Origin of the sequence: Roseovarius litorisediminis (assembly GCF_900172295.1) — a bacterium.
Classification (GTDB): Bacteria; Pseudomonadota; Alphaproteobacteria; order Rhodobacterales; family Rhodobacteraceae; genus Roseovarius; species Roseovarius litorisediminis.
Map to the genome: position 1 here is coordinate 1 of NZ_FWFL01000001.1, position 16,290 is coordinate 16,290.

General features: G+C 55.7%; 15 protein-coding genes. 6 read left to right on the plus strand and 9 right to left on the minus strand.

Translation table 11 applies throughout. From position 1 onward, the window contains the following. The 4 genes from PEL8287_RS00005 to PEL8287_RS00020 all read right to left on the minus strand — a co-directional run. A partial coding sequence (locus PEL8287_RS00005; protein ID WP_139837648.1) for a transposase occupies positions 1–520 on the minus strand: 520 nt, incomplete at its 3' end. A 187-nt stretch (positions 521–707) separates the two neighbouring features. Next, a complete protein-coding gene (locus tag PEL8287_RS00010) occupies positions 708–2,747 on the minus strand; it encodes a multiheme c-type cytochrome (protein ID WP_235862091.1) in 2,040 nt (679 codons plus the stop codon). A 124-nt stretch (positions 2,748–2,871) separates the two neighbouring features. Next, entirely contained in the window at positions 2,872–3,156 is a 285-nt protein-coding gene (locus PEL8287_RS20515; protein WP_085890293.1) for a helix-turn-helix domain-containing protein, read from the minus strand. 189 nt (positions 3,157–3,345) lie between these two features. Next, positions 3,346–4,320 (minus strand): AraC family transcriptional regulator, encoded by a 975-nt coding sequence (locus PEL8287_RS00020; protein ID WP_085890294.1) that lies wholly within the window; start codon positions 4,318–4,320, stop codon positions 3,346–3,348. A 219-nt stretch (positions 4,321–4,539) separates the two neighbouring features. Here PEL8287_RS00020 and PEL8287_RS00025 point away from each other — a divergent pair, with 219 nt between their 5' ends. The 5 genes from PEL8287_RS00025 to PEL8287_RS00045 all read left to right on the plus strand — a co-directional run bounded on the left by PEL8287_RS00025 (position 4,540) and on the right by PEL8287_RS00045 (position 10,560). Further along, positions 4,540–6,120, plus strand: a complete 1,581-nt coding sequence (locus PEL8287_RS00025) for an arylsulfatase (protein WP_085890295.1) — start codon at positions 4,540–4,542, stop codon at positions 6,118–6,120. Between the two features lie 100 nt (positions 6,121–6,220). After that, entirely contained in the window at positions 6,221–7,018 is a 798-nt protein-coding gene (locus PEL8287_RS20200; protein ID WP_085890296.1) for a hypothetical protein, read from the plus strand. A gap of 55 nt (positions 7,019–7,073) precedes the next feature. Further along, complete coding sequence (locus PEL8287_RS00035) at positions 7,074–7,805, plus strand: hypothetical protein (protein WP_139837649.1); 732 nt, start codon at positions 7,074–7,076, stop codon at positions 7,803–7,805. Positions 7,806–7,854: 49 nt separating this feature from the next. Next, on the plus strand, positions 7,855–8,226 hold the full coding sequence (locus PEL8287_RS00040) for a hypothetical protein (protein ID WP_085890298.1): 372 nt from the start codon (positions 7,855–7,857) through the stop codon (positions 8,224–8,226). 54 nt (positions 8,227–8,280) lie between these two features. After that, positions 8,281–10,560, plus strand: coding sequence for a mechanosensitive ion channel family protein (locus PEL8287_RS00045; RefSeq protein WP_235862092.1), 2,280 nt, complete (start codon positions 8,281–8,283; stop codon positions 10,558–10,560). Between the two features lie 394 nt (positions 10,561–10,954). Here PEL8287_RS00045 and PEL8287_RS00050 read toward each other — a convergent pair whose 3' ends face one another. The 3 genes from PEL8287_RS00050 to PEL8287_RS00060 form a co-directional block, all read right to left on the minus strand. Continuing rightward, positions 10,955–11,434: a VOC family protein gene (locus PEL8287_RS00050; protein ID WP_085890299.1), complete on the minus strand. Its 480-nt coding sequence runs from the start codon at positions 11,432–11,434 to the stop codon at positions 10,955–10,957. A 347-nt stretch (positions 11,435–11,781) separates the two neighbouring features. Beyond that, positions 11,782–12,321 carry an NADPH-dependent FMN reductase gene (locus PEL8287_RS00055; RefSeq protein ID WP_085890300.1) on the minus strand — a complete coding sequence of 180 codons (540 nt, stop codon included), beginning with the start codon at positions 12,319–12,321 and terminating at the stop codon, positions 11,782–11,784. 152 nt (positions 12,322–12,473) lie between these two features. After that, positions 12,474–13,340: a pirin family protein gene (locus tag PEL8287_RS00060; protein ID WP_085890301.1), complete on the minus strand. Its 867-nt coding sequence runs from the start codon at positions 13,338–13,340 to the stop codon at positions 12,474–12,476. A 118-nt stretch (positions 13,341–13,458) separates the two neighbouring features. On the opposite strand from PEL8287_RS00060, the gene PEL8287_RS00065 reads away from it, so the two are divergent. Continuing rightward, a complete protein-coding gene (locus tag PEL8287_RS00065; RefSeq protein WP_085890302.1) occupies positions 13,459–14,520 on the plus strand; it encodes a LysR family transcriptional regulator in 1,062 nt (353 codons plus the stop codon). Here the strand turns inward: PEL8287_RS00065 and PEL8287_RS00070 are convergent. Together PEL8287_RS00070 and PEL8287_RS00075 are read right to left on the minus strand one after the other, a co-directional pair. Next, a complete protein-coding gene (locus tag PEL8287_RS00070; RefSeq protein ID WP_085890303.1) occupies positions 14,434–15,438 on the minus strand; it encodes a HupE/UreJ family protein in 1,005 nt (334 codons plus the stop codon). The two genes, PEL8287_RS00065 and PEL8287_RS00070, sit on opposite strands and share 87 nt — an antisense overlap. Further along, positions 15,435–16,289, minus strand: a complete 855-nt coding sequence (locus tag PEL8287_RS00075; RefSeq protein ID WP_139837650.1) for a peptidylprolyl isomerase — start codon at positions 16,287–16,289, stop codon at positions 15,435–15,437. The genes PEL8287_RS00070 and PEL8287_RS00075 overlap by 4 nt, the downstream gene beginning before the upstream one ends. Position 16,290: the final 1 nt, after the last annotated feature.

Genomic DNA, 16,290 nt, shown 5'->3' on the forward strand with positions numbered 1-16,290 from the left:
CGGCTGGATCAATCTGCGAGACGTCCCAGTCCTCCTTCGGCGTCGAGTTCTGTTTGTTGGCATCTGCTTCGATCAGGCTTGCATCAATCGCCATGCGCTGACCGCTGACCAGACCTTCCGCGATGCACCGCGCGACGGTCGTCTCGAACAGGTGGCGCAGAAGTTCGCTCTCGCGGAAACGCCCATGTCGGTTCTTGGAAAACGTCGAGTGATCCGGCACACGGTCGTTCAGATCAAGGCGGCAGAACCAGCGATACGCGAGGTTCAGATGCACCTCTTCACAAAGTCGTCGCTCGGATCGGATACCGAAGCAATAGCCGACCAACAGCATGCGGATCAGCAGTTCGGGATCGACGGAGGGGCGGCCCGTGTGGCTGTAGAACTCCGCAAGATGCGTGCGGATGCCGCCAAGATCGACGAACCGGTCGATGGAGCGCAGCAGGTGATCCTGTGGGACATGATCCTCAAGCGAGAACTCGTAGAACAGCGCCGGTTGCGCTTCCTGCCTCGGTCCCATCATCGCCGGTCCTCCCCCTCGATTACAGGAATTGAATCAGCAGTTCAGACTTCGATCAAGGAAGAGTTTTTCAACAAAATAAGCCCAAAGCGGTCAAACAAAGATCAAGTCTAGCGCGCCAACTGAGAGCTTCAATTTCCGATACTTCTTGGCCGCGCCGCGATTAAAGGCACAAAGCGCGGACCGCGCTCTATTGAAGCAAATCGGCTCTGAGCAGCGAAAGTGATACATCAGAAGGATTAGCCTTGATGGCGCTGTCAACGACTCCTAGCGCAGCGTTGCGATCTCCAAGTGCTGCATGGATACGAACCATCATGGTCCAAGCGGCGACATATTGTGGGTCCTGAGTGACGACTTCCTGAAAAGCAGCAAGCGCCGCGTCGAATTGACGGGTCGCCAAACCGACCCCTGCAATGATGATGTGTGTTTCAGGAAAATCCGTCTTTGCGGCGAGTGATTGCTGCCATTCGCTTCGTGCCATTTGAAGCGTGCTGTTGAGCGACGGAGGCAAACGTACTGCGCTGATGGTGAGGAACTCACGAGCTGCGGCCATTCTCACGGTGCGGGATGAGTCTTCGAGCAGCGGCGCCAATCTTTGCACAGCAACACTATCCCGTACTCCTCGTTGCAAGCGAACGGCTGCACTTCGCACCATCGCATCAGAGTCGTCTAACAGCAGTGCCGTCCGTTCCGCTATGCTGGGATCATCAATCTGAATGAGCAGTTCAAGCGCACTGGCGCGCACAATGCCTGGCAACCCTCCATATGTCGCCATGCCAATTAATCCTTCAACTTCGGCGGCGGCGTTCACCCGAGCCGGCGCCAAGGTTTCTGCAAAGTGCGGGGTTGTGTGGCTCCCGTCAGGGTACCATTCGGCTACCTGCTCGGCCGCCCATGTAGCCGTCTTATCACTGTGACAATCCGAACATGCGTTCGGTGTGCGAAGTCTGACGGAAAGGTCTGGGCGAGGCACTCGGAAGGAGTGATCCCGACGACCATCTATCCCCATGTAAGTTCTTTCGATCATATGGCAGGACTTGCATTGTGCACCCGCACTTCCGGTTTCGTGAAAATGGTGGCTGGGATCATCATAGTTTGCCAGTTTCAAAGAAGGGAAATTGCTATTTCCTGCTGGGGAATGGCACTGCGTGCAAACGGTATTGCCGTCAGCTTTTAGATCTGCCGCGTGCGCATTATGGCAATCTATGCACCCCACACCTTTTGCATACATCTTCGACTGCAAGAAGGAGCCGTAGACGTAGACTTCGTCGAGGATCTGCCCGTCAGGGTGATACAATCCTTCCCGGAGTGTTGAGAGGCGATATGCGTCATGGAAAGGCGTGCCAGGCAGCGGATTGCCATCCGTATATGGCTCGCGGCGCGCATGGCAGGACGCGCATTGTTGGATGGTCGCTTCAACCCCTCGGTTGAAATCCATCGTCAAGCCAACCTGAGATACGCCCTGCCAGTCGTCTGCGTCATAAATTAGATCTGGATCGGCCCAGATATTGTGGGCTTCGCCTGGTCCATGGCACGCTTCACACCCCACGCCGATTTCGGATTGTGTGCTGGCGTAACTGCGATTGGCTGGCGCGTAGTTCTTCTCAAATCCTGTCGCATGACACTCTGCACAGCGGGCGTTCCAATTCTTATAGGGGCCAGTCCAATGCAAACCATTGCCGCCATAAAGTTCCTGTTCAGGATAAAGATGATACCAACGCTGTTTCTCTACATCCCACACCACGTCGAAGGATTGCAGTTTTCCCGGTTCCGTCTCCAACAAGTACTGTTGAAGGGGCTCAATTCCCGCAACGCCAGCGACAGGATACTTGGTTAGCGCACCATCCGGACCATCTGTTTCGATGTAGTGGATGCCTTTGCCTTTCGAGAATCGGGTCATGACTCCAAGATGTTCAAATGACGATTGGTTGAAATCACCCAGAATGTTGGCCGCGTCCGGCGTGGTCCAAGCGAGCGCATGGTGCGACACTTTCCATGATTCGTATGCATCTTGATGGCATTCTTGGCATTGTGCTGAGCCTACGTAGTCAGGAAGGCGTTGCGGGCCAGCCTGTGCAGTATCTGAAAAGGCACTCCAGAGTAAGCAAAGCCATATGATGACTAAGAATATTCTTAACAGGCGAATGAAGCAAAGACCGTCAGTCGTCAAATGGTGCCTGATAACAACCAAGTGTTTCATAATCGAGAACAGCCTTATGTTCGCATGCAAAGGTAAACTGTTATTCTCCCGAAGCCCATTTCTGTATTTGATAATCCGCGAAAACCATTTCAGCCGGCAAGATGTCAGGTCGCCCGGATGGGTTCAGGGAAGTGCCATTATCTAATTCGATGCATCACTGTAGCCTCCTTCTGTATTCTCGTGGCGTAGTGCCTGTCCACCTGATGAAAGTTCTGGTGAAATTGGCAGGTTCAGCATAGCCAAGTCGTTTTGAAATACGCGACGTCTTCGGGCTCATTGTTTCAAGTTCACGCAAAGCGATGTTGATGGCCCATTTGTCCAAGATTTGGGAGAAAGTAGTTTGTTCATGGAACAGCTGCCTTTGGATTGAACGCACGGATATTCCTGTGGCTTCGGCCAAGTGCCCTATATTTGGCCGGCGGCCAGGTTCTAAAGCCATTTTCTGCCGATGGTATTCCTAGACCAACGCATCTTTTTAGGCTTGTGCGCCACACCGCTAGACACCTCTTCAAGCTAGGCGCCGCAGGGATCGCGAGGATGGCAACGTCGACGCCTCTCGACCACGAAACGGGAACGCCTGGTGGCCTTCAATCACCATTTCACGCCAAGAGATCGGCAGTGGTGCGATCTAGCCAGTTTCGCGGAACGCCGAAGGGGTCACTCTGTTGGCCTTCTTGAACGCTCGGACAAAGTGCGAGGCGTGTTGGTAGTGCAGGATTTCTGCGATCTCCTTCACCTGCAGCCGCGTATTGTCCAGCAGCTCGATCGCCTTACCCATCCGCCACCCCATGAAGACATTCTTGTAGGTCGTGCCTTCATCGCCGAGCCGGCGCTGAAGCGTCCGCGTAGACGTATCCAGGTAGTCGGCGATCCGCTCAAAGGAGGGAACAACGTCCGGTTTCAGGGTGTCGAGGATCAAATAGATCTGTTGCGCGATTGACGAGGGAACGTTCGGACAATCCGGTTGTAAACTCGCAAAGCCCGGCATCCTGCAACCGAGCGCAAAGATGTCGAATTGCAGCCGCGTTTCCGGTTGCCCGGTCCTGATCGTTACGTCACTGAGATCGAAGTGTCGTTCGAGCATGGACGCGTCGTCGAAGGGAACCTCGATGACCCGTGGGCGCCAAGTATTTCCGCAGATCTCAGGCAGATCATTGAACGTAAGAAAAAACGACGACGCGGCGATCCACTGTTCCTCAGCTGCGAGCGGCGGAATGTAGCGATCGATCAGCGTGACCGTACGGCCGTTCGTTCGCATGATCACCTGGTTGCCGGAAGTCATCCGGCCTTCGGGGCTCGCGGCCAAGTTAAGCGCGGCGCGCAAATCCGGAGCCGCAGCAAGTGCCTCGCCCCATCCCGGGATCGAATTAATAGAAAAATCCTTGACGATTTCTGCCGGCGTCGACGCTCCAACATCATCAGCGATCATCTCGAAGAGCCGGCTCGCCGCAATCCGTGGAAGTGAGACATCCAATCTTCCGATGTCAAAAACATTAAGCCCGGCCGCAGCGATATGCCGGTCGACGCCCACGCCGTAGCGCTCGGCCACCTTCAGAACCGGCGCCAGATAACAACCGAGAACGAAGTCAAGACGTGCCGTCATGCGATGCTAATTCGGTTGACGTGATTTCTCATCGACATTCTCACCCGGGATTCCACATTTGAAAGCCCTCCCCCAACGCTACACTGCCCTAGTCTAGAGCAAACCACTTCTCGATTGGCAACTTTTTTGTATCTGGCGTGAAATGGTAATTTATTTGAGTAAATGACTTGGCTAGGCTCGAAACGGTGACAGATGTCGAGCTCCTAGAAAGGAATTGCCATGGCAAATTCGAACTTGCGCGGTGCATGTAGATTAACGCTTGCAGTGATAACAGTGGCGCTGACTGCGACCGTGGCGTCAGCCCAATCTTCAGAGAAACCAAACATTCTTGTCGTCTGGGGCGATGATGTTGGGATCACCAACATTTCCGCTTATACGCACGGGCTAGTCGGTTATCAGACACCGAATATCGACCATATGGCTAAGGAGGGTATGATGTTCACCGACTACTACGGTGAGCAGTCCTGCACAGCGGGACGATCTTCCTTCATTATGGGACAAAGCGTGTTCCGCACAGGCTTGTCGAAAGTTGGCCTGCCGGGCGCCGAGTTGGGTATGCGGGAAGAAGACCCAACAATCGCGGGCCTTCTGAAAGCTCAGGGCTATGTAACTGGTCAATTTGGCAAGAACCATCTAGGGGACAGGGATGAACACCTGCCGTCGAACCATGGATTTGACGAGTTCTTTGGTAACCTCTACCACCTGAATGCAGAAGAAGAACCTGAGCTCGAAGACTACCCGCGTGACATGGTGCTGAAAGATGGCCGGACCTTCCTAGAAGCGTTTGGACCCCGTGGCGTGATCCGATCTTACGCTGGCGGTGAAATCATCGATACCGGCCCACTGACGAAGAAGCGAATGGAAACCGTTGATGATGAAACGTCTACAGCGGCACTCGAGTTCATTGAAAAGGCCCACGCTGACGGTATTCCCTTTTTTGTCTGGTGGAACGGGACCAGAATGCACTTCCGCACGCACGTCAAACCGGAACTGCGTGGGATTTCGGGACAGGACGAATACGCAGACGGCATGGTCGAGCATGACATGCATATCGGACTGTTTCTCGACAAGCTGGACGAGCTTGGCATCGCAGATAATACCATCGTCCTGTATTCGACCGATAATGGCGTTCATATGAACACCTGGCCGGATGCGGGTATGACGCCGTTCCGTGGCGAAAAGAACACCAACTGGGAAGGCGGTTGGCGTGTGCCTGCCATGGTCCGTTGGCCGGGCAAAATCGAGCCTGGCGCTATTTCAAACGAAATCATGCACCACATGGATTGGCTGCCAACTTTCCTGGCCGCGGCGGGTGCGCCAAACATCAAAGAAAAGCTTCTTGAAGGCGGTGTCGAGGCCATCGGCCGTGAGTACCGTGTGCACCTGGATGGTTACAACTTCCTACCGTATCTGACCGGTGAAGAAGATGAGGGCCCCCGGGAAGAAGTTTTCTATTTCACGGATGATGGCGACCTAAGTGCGCTTCGGTGGAATGACTGGAAAATGATCTTCATGGAGCAGCGTCAGGAAACCACACTTGCCGCGTGGTTCGAGCCGTTTGTTCCCCTCCGGGCGCCGCTTCTGTTCAACTTGCGCCGCGACCCCTACGAACGCGCCAACCTGACCTCAAATACCTATTGGGACTGGTTCATTGACCACGCCTATTTGATGGTGCCTGCTCAGGTCTACGTGGCGCAGTTCTTGGAAACGTTTGTGGAGTATCCACCACGCCAGAAGGCTGCGAGTTTCTCGCTTGATCAAGTGCTGGAGAAGCTTCAGGAAGGCTCGGGATCGAAGTAAGACCGACAATTCTATCACCCCCGGGCTACTGAGCCCGGGGGTGGTTCAGGATATCGAACATAATTTTGAATTGCAAAACGATATCCAAAGGGGACGTTCGATGCGGCATCTATTTCAAGGCTTTCTTTTGATTTTAGGCCTCACAATGGCTCAGAGCGCGCACGCCCAAGACGATGATCTCGCCAAGAAACTGGCAAACCCGATCGCATCGTTGATCAGCGTTCCGTTGCAGCTAAATTACGATCGCGGGATTGGGCCAAATGGAGATGGCAGTCGCTTCGTGCTCAACGTGCAACCAGTTGTCCCGATTTCCATCGGAGACAATTGGAACCTTATTTCGCGGACCATCGTCCCGGTGGTTTCTCAGGACAATATCTTCCCTGGTGCGGGCACACAGTTCGGCTTGGGCGATACAGTGCAGAGCTTTTTCTTCTCGCCGAAAGCGCCTACCCCGAGCGGGTTGATCTGGGGGATAGGTCCAGTCTTTCTGCTGCCAACCGCCACCGACGACCTGCTGGGCACCGGAAAATGGGGGGCAGGTCTTACTGGGGTTGCCCTTAAGCAAACCGGCCCATGGACCATTGGTGTACTGGGCAACCATATTTGGTCCTTTGCTGGCGATGATGCGCGGCCGGATGTGAATTCGACGTTCGTCCAGCCATTTGTTTCTTTTACAACGCCTGACAATTGGACCTTCACACTGCAAACCGAGACCAGTTACAATTGGGAGACGGAAGAGTGGTCAGTTCCAATAAACGCTGTTGCGTCGAAGCTGACCCGGTTCGGAAACCAGCCTGTAAGTCTGTTTGCCGGATTGCGGTACTGGGCTGAGAGCCCGGCCAATGGTCCTGAAGGCTTTGGTTTTCGCGCGGGTGTCACTTACCTGTTTCCTAAGTAATCGAATGCCGTGAACGGGAGAGGCTATGCTACTAAATAGAATTTCGGCGATATTGATGAGTTTAGCTCTTGGCACTAGTGCTGTCTCGGCTCAAGACGCTTTTGAGGTTGAAGGCAAGCGCGGATCAATTACACCGTACCTATGGGGGTTGTCTGTCGATGGCGACGCAAGTGTCGGTCCAATTACGACGAGTGTCGACATTCCATTCTCGGACATTTTCGACAAGCTGAATTTCGCGCTGATGGTCGAGGGTGAGTATTGGAATGGACGTTGGGGGTTACTGGGCAACCTGCTGCACTCAAACCTTGAAACCAGCAGAAGCGGACTTCTTTCCACAACGACCGATATTCGAATGACGATGTTGGGCGCGGCTGTCGCCTACAGGTTCGGTCCCTTCGAAAATGCCAACAATCGCACAGTATTCGATGCCTATGCAGGTCTCCGGCACACCAAACTGGATGTTCGGTTGACCACGGGCCTTGGGGCGACTGCAAGCAGAGATGTCAACTTCACTGACCCAGTGATTGGCGGCCGGTTGATCACCGAGCTTGGCCCCAAGTCGAGATTTGTAATCGGTGGCGACATCGGCGGCTTCGGTGTTGGCTCGGACTTCTCCTGGCAGGCCATCGGGATTTATGCACGTGACATCTCTCTGGGACAGACGCCTGCGACGCTTTTTTTAGGGTATCGGGCACTTGGGCAAGACTACACCACAGGTGGCACAATTCCTCTGACGATAGATGCGATCTACCATGGTCCAGTCATTGCGCTTAGTTTTGCATTCTAGCCCCGCGAAACTGAATGAGCATTCGCATAGTCTTTTGAAAGGAGACATCATGGCGGCCCTTACTCGACTTCTCGTTTTGATCGCAGTGATCGGGTGGAGTGGAATTACGCCCCAAACTGTTCAAGCCCAAGGGCTGGCGCGCATGCTCGACGAAAGCGGCATAGAGCCGGAAAGCCTGGCAATAATGCAAGACACCGCGAAGAGCTTGTACACCGCCAATGGCAAAGCGATTGGCGACAATAAGAAATGGACCAATGAGAAAACAGGAACCGCAGGGCGGGTTGAGATCGTGGACCTCAAAAACAATTGCGTGCAGTTATTTCACCGTGTTGAAGCCGGACGCTCAGGAAAAGTAACTGAACTGAGGACTTGGAGGTGTCGTACGGCCAACGGCGACTGGCAGATGTCAGCCAAACCGTAAACTTAAGGCAGACACTCTCATAGTTTTCCTTAGTCTCCGCTGAAGGAGAATTACGTGCCAAACTTCGTCAAACTGCTCACCGTCGTATTGGCAATGCTCTTTGGGAGCGCTTTGGGCGCGTCCGCGCAGTCCAGCGCTCTAAACACTACCTTACCTCCGGACCAGAGCATCTCACTTGAGGGAGATGTTTCTCCGGAACAGCTGACAGAATTGGTTGCCCGTATGTCTGATGACGACTTGAGGGCTTTTGTTATTGAGCAACTGAAAATGCTGGTGGCGAGTGGGAGTGACGCATCGGAAGCGCCATCGACCCTCATAGACCGCGCGACGATCCTTTGGGCAACGTTTACTGACCCCATCCTCACTGCCATCGTCCGGCTCCCCGTTCTTTTTGAACGACAAGCTGAGGCTTTCAGCGTTTTCGTTCAGACGCAGGGAGGGAGCGCTGGAACTTTCACGTTGTTTGGATTGATGGCGTTGATTTTTGCGATCGGTTATGGCGCCGAACGCGCGACGAGGTGGTACTTGGGCAGATCGCTCGACGTTGCTGCGCAAGAGGGCGAACAGTCTTTGTTGGCGTCGATTAAATACCTTTTCGGTCGTCTTGTACGCGAAATAGTTGGGCTGGTTGTTTTCATAGTTGTTGTGCGCATCGTGGGCCGGCTTGCTTTAGACGCTACACAACTATTGTTTGCAGCGCCCTTCTTTTCATACCTCATCTTATTACCGCGAGTTGGCGCAGCGTTATCGCGGTTTATTATGGCGCCCAATCGGCCGGACTTGAGGTTGGTAACGGTCAGCGACAGATGGGCCCGTTTCATTCACGTCAACACAGTCGGCTTGATGTTGCTGGCGGGCTTCAACGTCTTCGCCCTTGATTTTAGTTTCAACAATGGGATTGCGCCGGGCGAGACGCGTCTTGGCTTCTGGATCGACGGGGCCGTGTATCTCTACATCATCATCGTTGCATGGGTGGGCCGAGACGGGTTGCAGGACATGATGCGCGGGTCCGACCCCGATCGAACTGCGTACGATGAGTGGATCGCACGCGCTTACCCTGGTTTTGCCATCCTGGTTGCGGCCATTATGTGGGTTATTGTCACGATCCTTATGGGAATGAACCAGCTCGCCCAAGTTCTTGAGGGCGCACAATACGTGACAATGTTCTGGCTGCTGATGGCGCCAGCATTGGATACAGCCATCCGGGGGCTTGTGCGGCATACTGTGCCGCCCATGATTGGCGAGGGTCCACTCGCGGAAAAGGCTTATCTCTCAAACAAGCGCAGCATGATCCGTATCGGCAGAGTTTTGGTCGGCGGTCTTGTAGTGCTGATCATTGCCAATGCTTGGGATGTCTCTCTGCTGCAAGCGACGGGCACTCAGGATGGAACTGGCGACAACATACTCGCGTTTCTGCTGACCGGGATCATCGGATACATCGCTTATGAAGGTGTGTCGATCTGGGTCAACCGGTTGTTGGCAAGGGAAAAAACTGATGCCGGCGTCTCTGAAGAAACAGATGCAGGCGAAATAGGCGGGGCTGGAGCCTCTCGGCTGTCCACGGTGCTTCCCCTCCTGGAGATTACCTCAAAGGTCATCATAGCGGTTGTTTTCACGCTGTTGGCGATCGGCAACCTTGGGATCGACATTACACCCCTTCTTGCTGGGGCTGGGATCGCCGGTCTCGCGATCGGGTTCGGCGCACAGAAATTGGTGACCGACATCGTGTCTGGTGTGTTCTTTCTGGTCGACGATGCATTTCGATTGGGCGAGTACGTCGAAATTGGCGGCACCATGGGATCGGTTGAGAAGATTTCGATCAGGTCCATGCGACTGCGCCACCATAACGGACCGGTCCACACAATTCCGTATGGCGAGATACCTCAGCTTACAAACTTCAGTCGTGATTGGGTGATTATGAAGATGAAGTTCATGGTGAACTTCGATACCGACCCAAATCGCGTCAAAAGGATCTTCAAAAAGATCGGCGCGGAAATGTTGGAGCATCCCGAACTGGGCGAAGACTTCCTGCAGCCATTCAAGTCACAAGGTGTTATGGACATCGACGATGTTGGCATGATTATCCGGGGTAAGTTCATGGCCAAGCCGGGCAAGCAATTCATGATCCGGAAGGAAATCTACAACCGCGTAAAGGCTGAGTTCGAAGCCAATGGCATCGAATTTGCACGTCGCGAAGTACGCGTGGATATACCTGGCCTCGATCATGGCCGCGATCTGTCTCCAGAAGAGGAAGCATCGGTAACAGCGGCAGCGACATCCGCTGCACAACAGGCAATTCAGGCAGACACTGATCCTGAAAGTGGGAAAAAGTAAACGAGACCGTACCCATCGTGAGGCCTTTGGGCCATAGTGTCTGCTTCGTCCGCAACTCAGACATTTAGCAAAATTCCACGAATGTCTGGAGCTGGTGAAAGCGGACCTTGGAGCACAAATGCCCGGAATGACCATCACCAATGACTGCTTACCATGATGAAGCAGTCATCCGACTAAAAGAGTCAGATGACCGCTTCGAGCCCGAAGCGGAAGTGCCTTTGGCCTGCCTTTAGCGGACGCAGAAAATTTGTCGCAGAGGCCATTGGCTGCGCTGCAGAGAGAAAAGCGGTCATTCATCAGGAGCGCAGCGAGATATGCGTCACCTATTTCCGCTATGCGGACGTAGCCGACACTGCAGAGTTCTCAATTAAAGGCCACTTTCACACCAGGCGCACTAATCTGATGTCTCGGATGAAGCATCTGAAGGGCCTACCCAATCTGGGTCTTTGGCAACAAGTTCAACGGTGTTGCCGTCAGGGTCGAAAGTAAAAACACCGCGCCAGCCGACCCACTCAAAATACTCGACATTATAGTCGCGTCCCAGCTTCTCGTACCAGGCAATTACCGCGTCCTGTTCATCCCAGGGCAGGCTGAGTGCAATATGGTGAAGCGATGAGGATGAACCAGTTTTCGGCGGCGTCACGCTTGCGCTGGTCCGGCCCGCGCCCTCGACGTTATGGTTAAACAGGGCCAGTATGGCGGTGTGCCCGGCAAAACCGTCGGCAATACGCAGAAACACGATACGACCATTGTCCGGATCATTGAGTGGCTCAAGCCCGATCACGTCACGATAGAATGCAACCATAGCGTCAAGATCAATGCATCTGATGGCGATCTCGCCAATGGCGCGTGCTTTGAAACTTCGTTCAGACATAGGTCTCCTCACTTTCTTCAACGTTAAGGTCTGGAGATACCGGATGCCCAGAAATCTAGGTGTCGCGGTATCCAGTTGCAAATATCCCTCAGTTTCGTCGCTGCCGTTTGTTGACCGAGCATCAACCCGTTGGCAGCCTGCCCTGCAGAGCGCGGAGCCTGTCTTCGAAAATCATTTCCAGCGAGAACGCGACAGGCAGCGCAGGAAAAATGCGTTGTCCCCGATTGCAGACACATCCACGAGGGCCCGAACTCCAGGAAGCTGAACACTTCTGAGAGAGCCATGGATTGAAAGACGACATGGCCAATGAACCTGAAAGTCGCTGCAGGCGGCCACGACAAGTCATGTCAGGCAACCTCTTGCAGGGCCAAAACCTCGGCCGCGGCGGTCAGGTCTGCCAGAGCTTTCGGCTCATTGATGCGCCCGGTCGCTGCATCAAAGACATCGTGAAAGTTGGGAACCGAAACAGCGGCCTTCAGCTCTACCCCGAAAAACCGGGCCGAGCCTTTCGCGGAAGCCAGCACGCTTGCCGCGCCCCCGGGCCCCGGTGAGGTTGACAGATAGACCGTTGGCTTCCCCTGAAACACTTTTTGGTCAATTCGGCTTGCCCAGTCGAAGAGGTTTTTGTAGGCGGCAGTATAGGATCCATTGTGTTCCGCGAAAGATACGATCACCCCGTCGGCGGAGCCGATCTTCTCGAAGAACGCCTTTGCCGCCGGCGGTTGACCGATCTCTTTTTCCAGATCTTGGCTGAAGATCGGCAGGTCGTAGTCGTTCAGGTCTAGGATCTCGATCTCGGCCCCCGGGACCAGCGTTGCGGTAAACCGCGCGAGCGCTTTGTTGATCGAGTTCTTGGTGTTGCTTGCAGCGAAAGTGAGAATTTTCATGGGTTTTCTCCAGTTTCCGTTTCACAGGTTTTCGTAAATTTTACCGACCCTGGGCCGCATCGGCGTCGCTTTGGGATTGATACAGGCCACGTCTTGTTTCCTGCCCGAACCGGCTTGGTTGGCGTTTCGGGCCAGAAAGACACGCAGGCGGTTCAGTCGAGGGCGCCAAGTTCGCCGGCCTCATGGGCAGCGATCACAGCGGCAAGCTGGTCGGCGTCGCTCATCGCGAATGGGCCTTTTTGTACGAAAGGCTCGCGCAGTGGGGTGCCACCAAGAAGCACGGCCTGGCCGCCTTCGTTGCTCAACAGGCGAATCTCATCTGCGCCATGGGCGGCCAGCGCTGTGTCGCCGCTGAGCCGATGGCGGGTTCCGGCGAGTTCGACCTCGATGTTTCCGCGGATGGCGTGCAGCCATGTGGCTTCTCCGGGATCGGGACGATGGGTGAAGCTACCCTTAGCCTGCAGGGAGATATCGAGGATGGTGAAGGGCAGAGCGGGAGGAGTGGCGCCGGCGACCCCATTGCTCTCGCCTGTCATCACTCGCACCCGATGGCCCGGACCTTCGATCACCGGCATCTCCGTGGCCTTTATATGTCGCGAACTGGGGGCCTCCAGCTTCTGTGCTGCTGGCAGGTTGATGAAGATCTGCAAGGCGTGGGTGCGGGAACCGGGGGTAGGCGCCTCGTCATGCACCGCGCCGCGAGCGGCCTTTAGCCAGTAGAGATCGCCCGGGGCCAGTTCGATGTCGTTTCCAAGGGAGTCCTTATTGCGGAAGGTGCCAGTGCTGTCCTCGAAGAGCACGCTTACCGCCGAGATTCCGGCATGTGCATGGGGTCCGAAAGTTGGTTCGGTCATGATGAAGTGATCGACCATGATCAGCGGGTCCATCAGCCCATCAAGCTGGCGATGGATGAAGCTGAGCGCTTCAAAACCGTCGCCCCTGGTCAGTTTCTCGCCTTGCTGGGACCTGATGATCGCGGCTTGCGATGTGTGGGTTAGATCTGTGTGATGAACGGTCATATTTGCCTCCTTTTGCTGAATATGAACCTAAGATCAGAACACATATGAGAAAATTCATTGATTTGAGGACATTTCGTTCTGTATTTAGAACGCTAACTGCAAGGGAGACGGCCGGGCCATGGACCTCAATCAAGCCTATTATCTGGTGCATGTCGTTGAGAAACAGGGGTTCTCGGCAGCAGCGCGGACGCTGGGCATTCCCAAATCGAGGCTCAGCCGGCAGGTGAAAAACCTCGAAGAGGCCCTGGGCACGCGGCTCCTGAACCGGGATTCAAGACGCATGTCCCTGACAGAGGCCGGAGAGGCCTACTATCGTCACGCCAAGATGGCGCTGGAATGCATGCTAGCGGCCGAAACGGCGGTGCGCAGGGACAAGGATACGCTGGAGGGCACGGTCACGCTGTCCTGTTCGGTCGGGGTTGCGCAGTTTGCACTTTGCCGGATTCTTCCGCGTTTCCTAGCTGAGAACCCTCGTGTCGTTCTGCAAATTCAGGCGTCCAACGACTTTTCCGACCTGATCAGTGATGGCATCGACTTGGCCATTCGGGGGCATTTCAAGTTGCTACCCGACTCCGGACTGATCCAGCGTCGGCTTGCGGCCCTTGCCGTTCGCGGCGTCGAACGCCGCCTTGAATTCCCAGAAGCTGCGAAACTGATCGCGGTATTCCTCGCGATAGATGCGGTGCAACTCCTGCGCCTCGGTCAGCGGGCGTGTTACGCGCCGGGCAAGGCTGATGACCGTGTTCCGGGCGAAGTCTGCAAACAGTTGAAGAGGCAAAACCACGAGCCCGACAGTGCTGCTCACGAGCCGGCAGCAGATGTAGGCAATCCGGATCGTCAGCTGATGAACCGCGTCCCAGAGCCTGACCGCGGCCGCGGAGATGCCCTTGAAGAGGAGGTATCCCAGCGCAACCAGGGCGGACCCGGCGACCACCACACTGAAGAAGCCGATCAAGAGGTAGAGGCCGCAAAGAGGGACAAACACCCAGTTCGGCTGCGTCTGCGCCCATTTGATCAGCTCTGTGAAGAAATTGAAGTGGTGTTAGATCTTCTCCGCCAACGGCGTGAACAGCGGATGCCGTTGCCTCTGACCCTAGACTTGGGCAATGCGCTCGATCAACCAGAAGCTGGCAGCGCAACCAATGACATAGGCAGCCCCAGTTCGCGTAGCAGCGTTTAGCATAAATCGATTCACTCTCGGGATGGCGCTGCCCAGCCAGCCGAGGGCAAGAATGACGGCAATAAAGGCAAGCTGACCAGCTTCGACACCCAGGTTGAAGGCTAGGAGGGCGAGCGGCACCTCGCCGGATGGCAGGCCGATTTCGGTGAGCGCGCCCGCGAAGCCCAGTCCGTGCAGCAGACCAAAGCTGAACGTGATCAACCACGGGAACCGTTCCGAAAGCCGGTGCCGTCCCGGCGTGACCCGGGCAAGCTCCGATGCAAGAAACACGATCGAAAGAGCGATCGTCGCCTCGACCGGCGCCGACGGAACAGAAACCCACCCGAGCGTTGCGCCAGCTAGCGTGATGCTGTGGGCCACGGTGAACGCCGTGACCGCCCCGACGAGACGCCAACTGTCACGGATCAGAACCAAGAGCGCGAAGACGAACAGGAGATGATCCCAGCCTTCGAGAATGTGCTCGAAACCCAACCCGAAATAGGACGCGACGACGCTGATCTGGTCGGGCCGGGCCGGCACGACCATCACGAACCGATCTGGCGTAAGCCGTTGTGTGAGCGTTGTGCCGCCGGGGATACTATGGCGCACTAGCACATCTGTTCGGGTCGCTTCCAGGCCATGGATGGTGATCCGGCCGCCGCTCAAGCCGTCAACGCATTCTGAGCCAAACGTCGAAACCCAGGCGCGCCCGTCGAAGCGCGGAGGCGGCGGCCGGCGCGGCGAACAGTTCTCGGGCAGTTCAAGGTCGAGCCGCATTGGCGCGCCGCCGACATCCGGTCGACGCCAGAAAATGCGGAAGTCGCCACCCTCGACCTGATCAATCGAGAGGTAGCCGGGCTCGAGCGCGTGCCCGAATGCTAGGCCCGCGGGCATCATGGCACCGAAGACGACGAAAAGGAGGACCAGCGCCTTCCTCATCTTCCGTCCGGTCCGGGCAAACTGATCTTGTAGCGTTCGCGCAGCCGATCAAAGTTCATCTTGACGATGCGTTCGATATTCGCCCGGCGCCAATCGTCCCGAACGGCAACACTGACCTTTTTGAAATCCGGCGCGGCGGGTTCCTTCCGGTTGGTCACGTGCACCATGTGCATTCCGAAGGAAGAACCCACCGGCCCATGCCATTCACCCGCCTCCAGCGGAATTACCGCATCGTAGAACCCTGGACCGAAGGAATTATCGACGGTCGGGGCGCTGGAGAGGCCGACTTCACGCGGCAGCATCGTGCGCTGACCAAGCGTCATCGGGTCGGATCCCTCTGCAAGTGCTTTGCGAACTTCAGCCACTCTCGCCTCGCTGGGCCGCTCGCCTAGGAAGACCTGCTGGAAGGCCACGGCGCCCTCGATCTCGTATTTGTCGACGTTCTCGGCGAAGAACTCGCGAAGCTCTTCTTCGGTTGGCTCGATCGCTCGGGCGATCGACGCCGCGACGAACTCCATCTTCTGGCGCAGTCGCTTTCGGATTACCGCATCGTCCTGATCCAGGCCGAGCGCAAGCGCCTCGCGAACATAGATCTCTTCGCGCACGTAGTCTTCGATCAGAAGATCCAACTCGCCTCGGTTCGGTGGCCGCCGCCACGTCGCCTCGAAGGTGGCCGACAGACGATTGACAGTCTCCTCGGCTATGACGATCTCTCCGGGGCGCGAGGCTTCTTCCTCGCCGAATGCTCCCAGGACGACGAACATAGCTGCACCAAATACGAGAAAATGAACGAGAGGTTCGCGCAAGGCACGGCGGAGCAACGCGCCAGACTTCATCGAATCTTCCGTCACT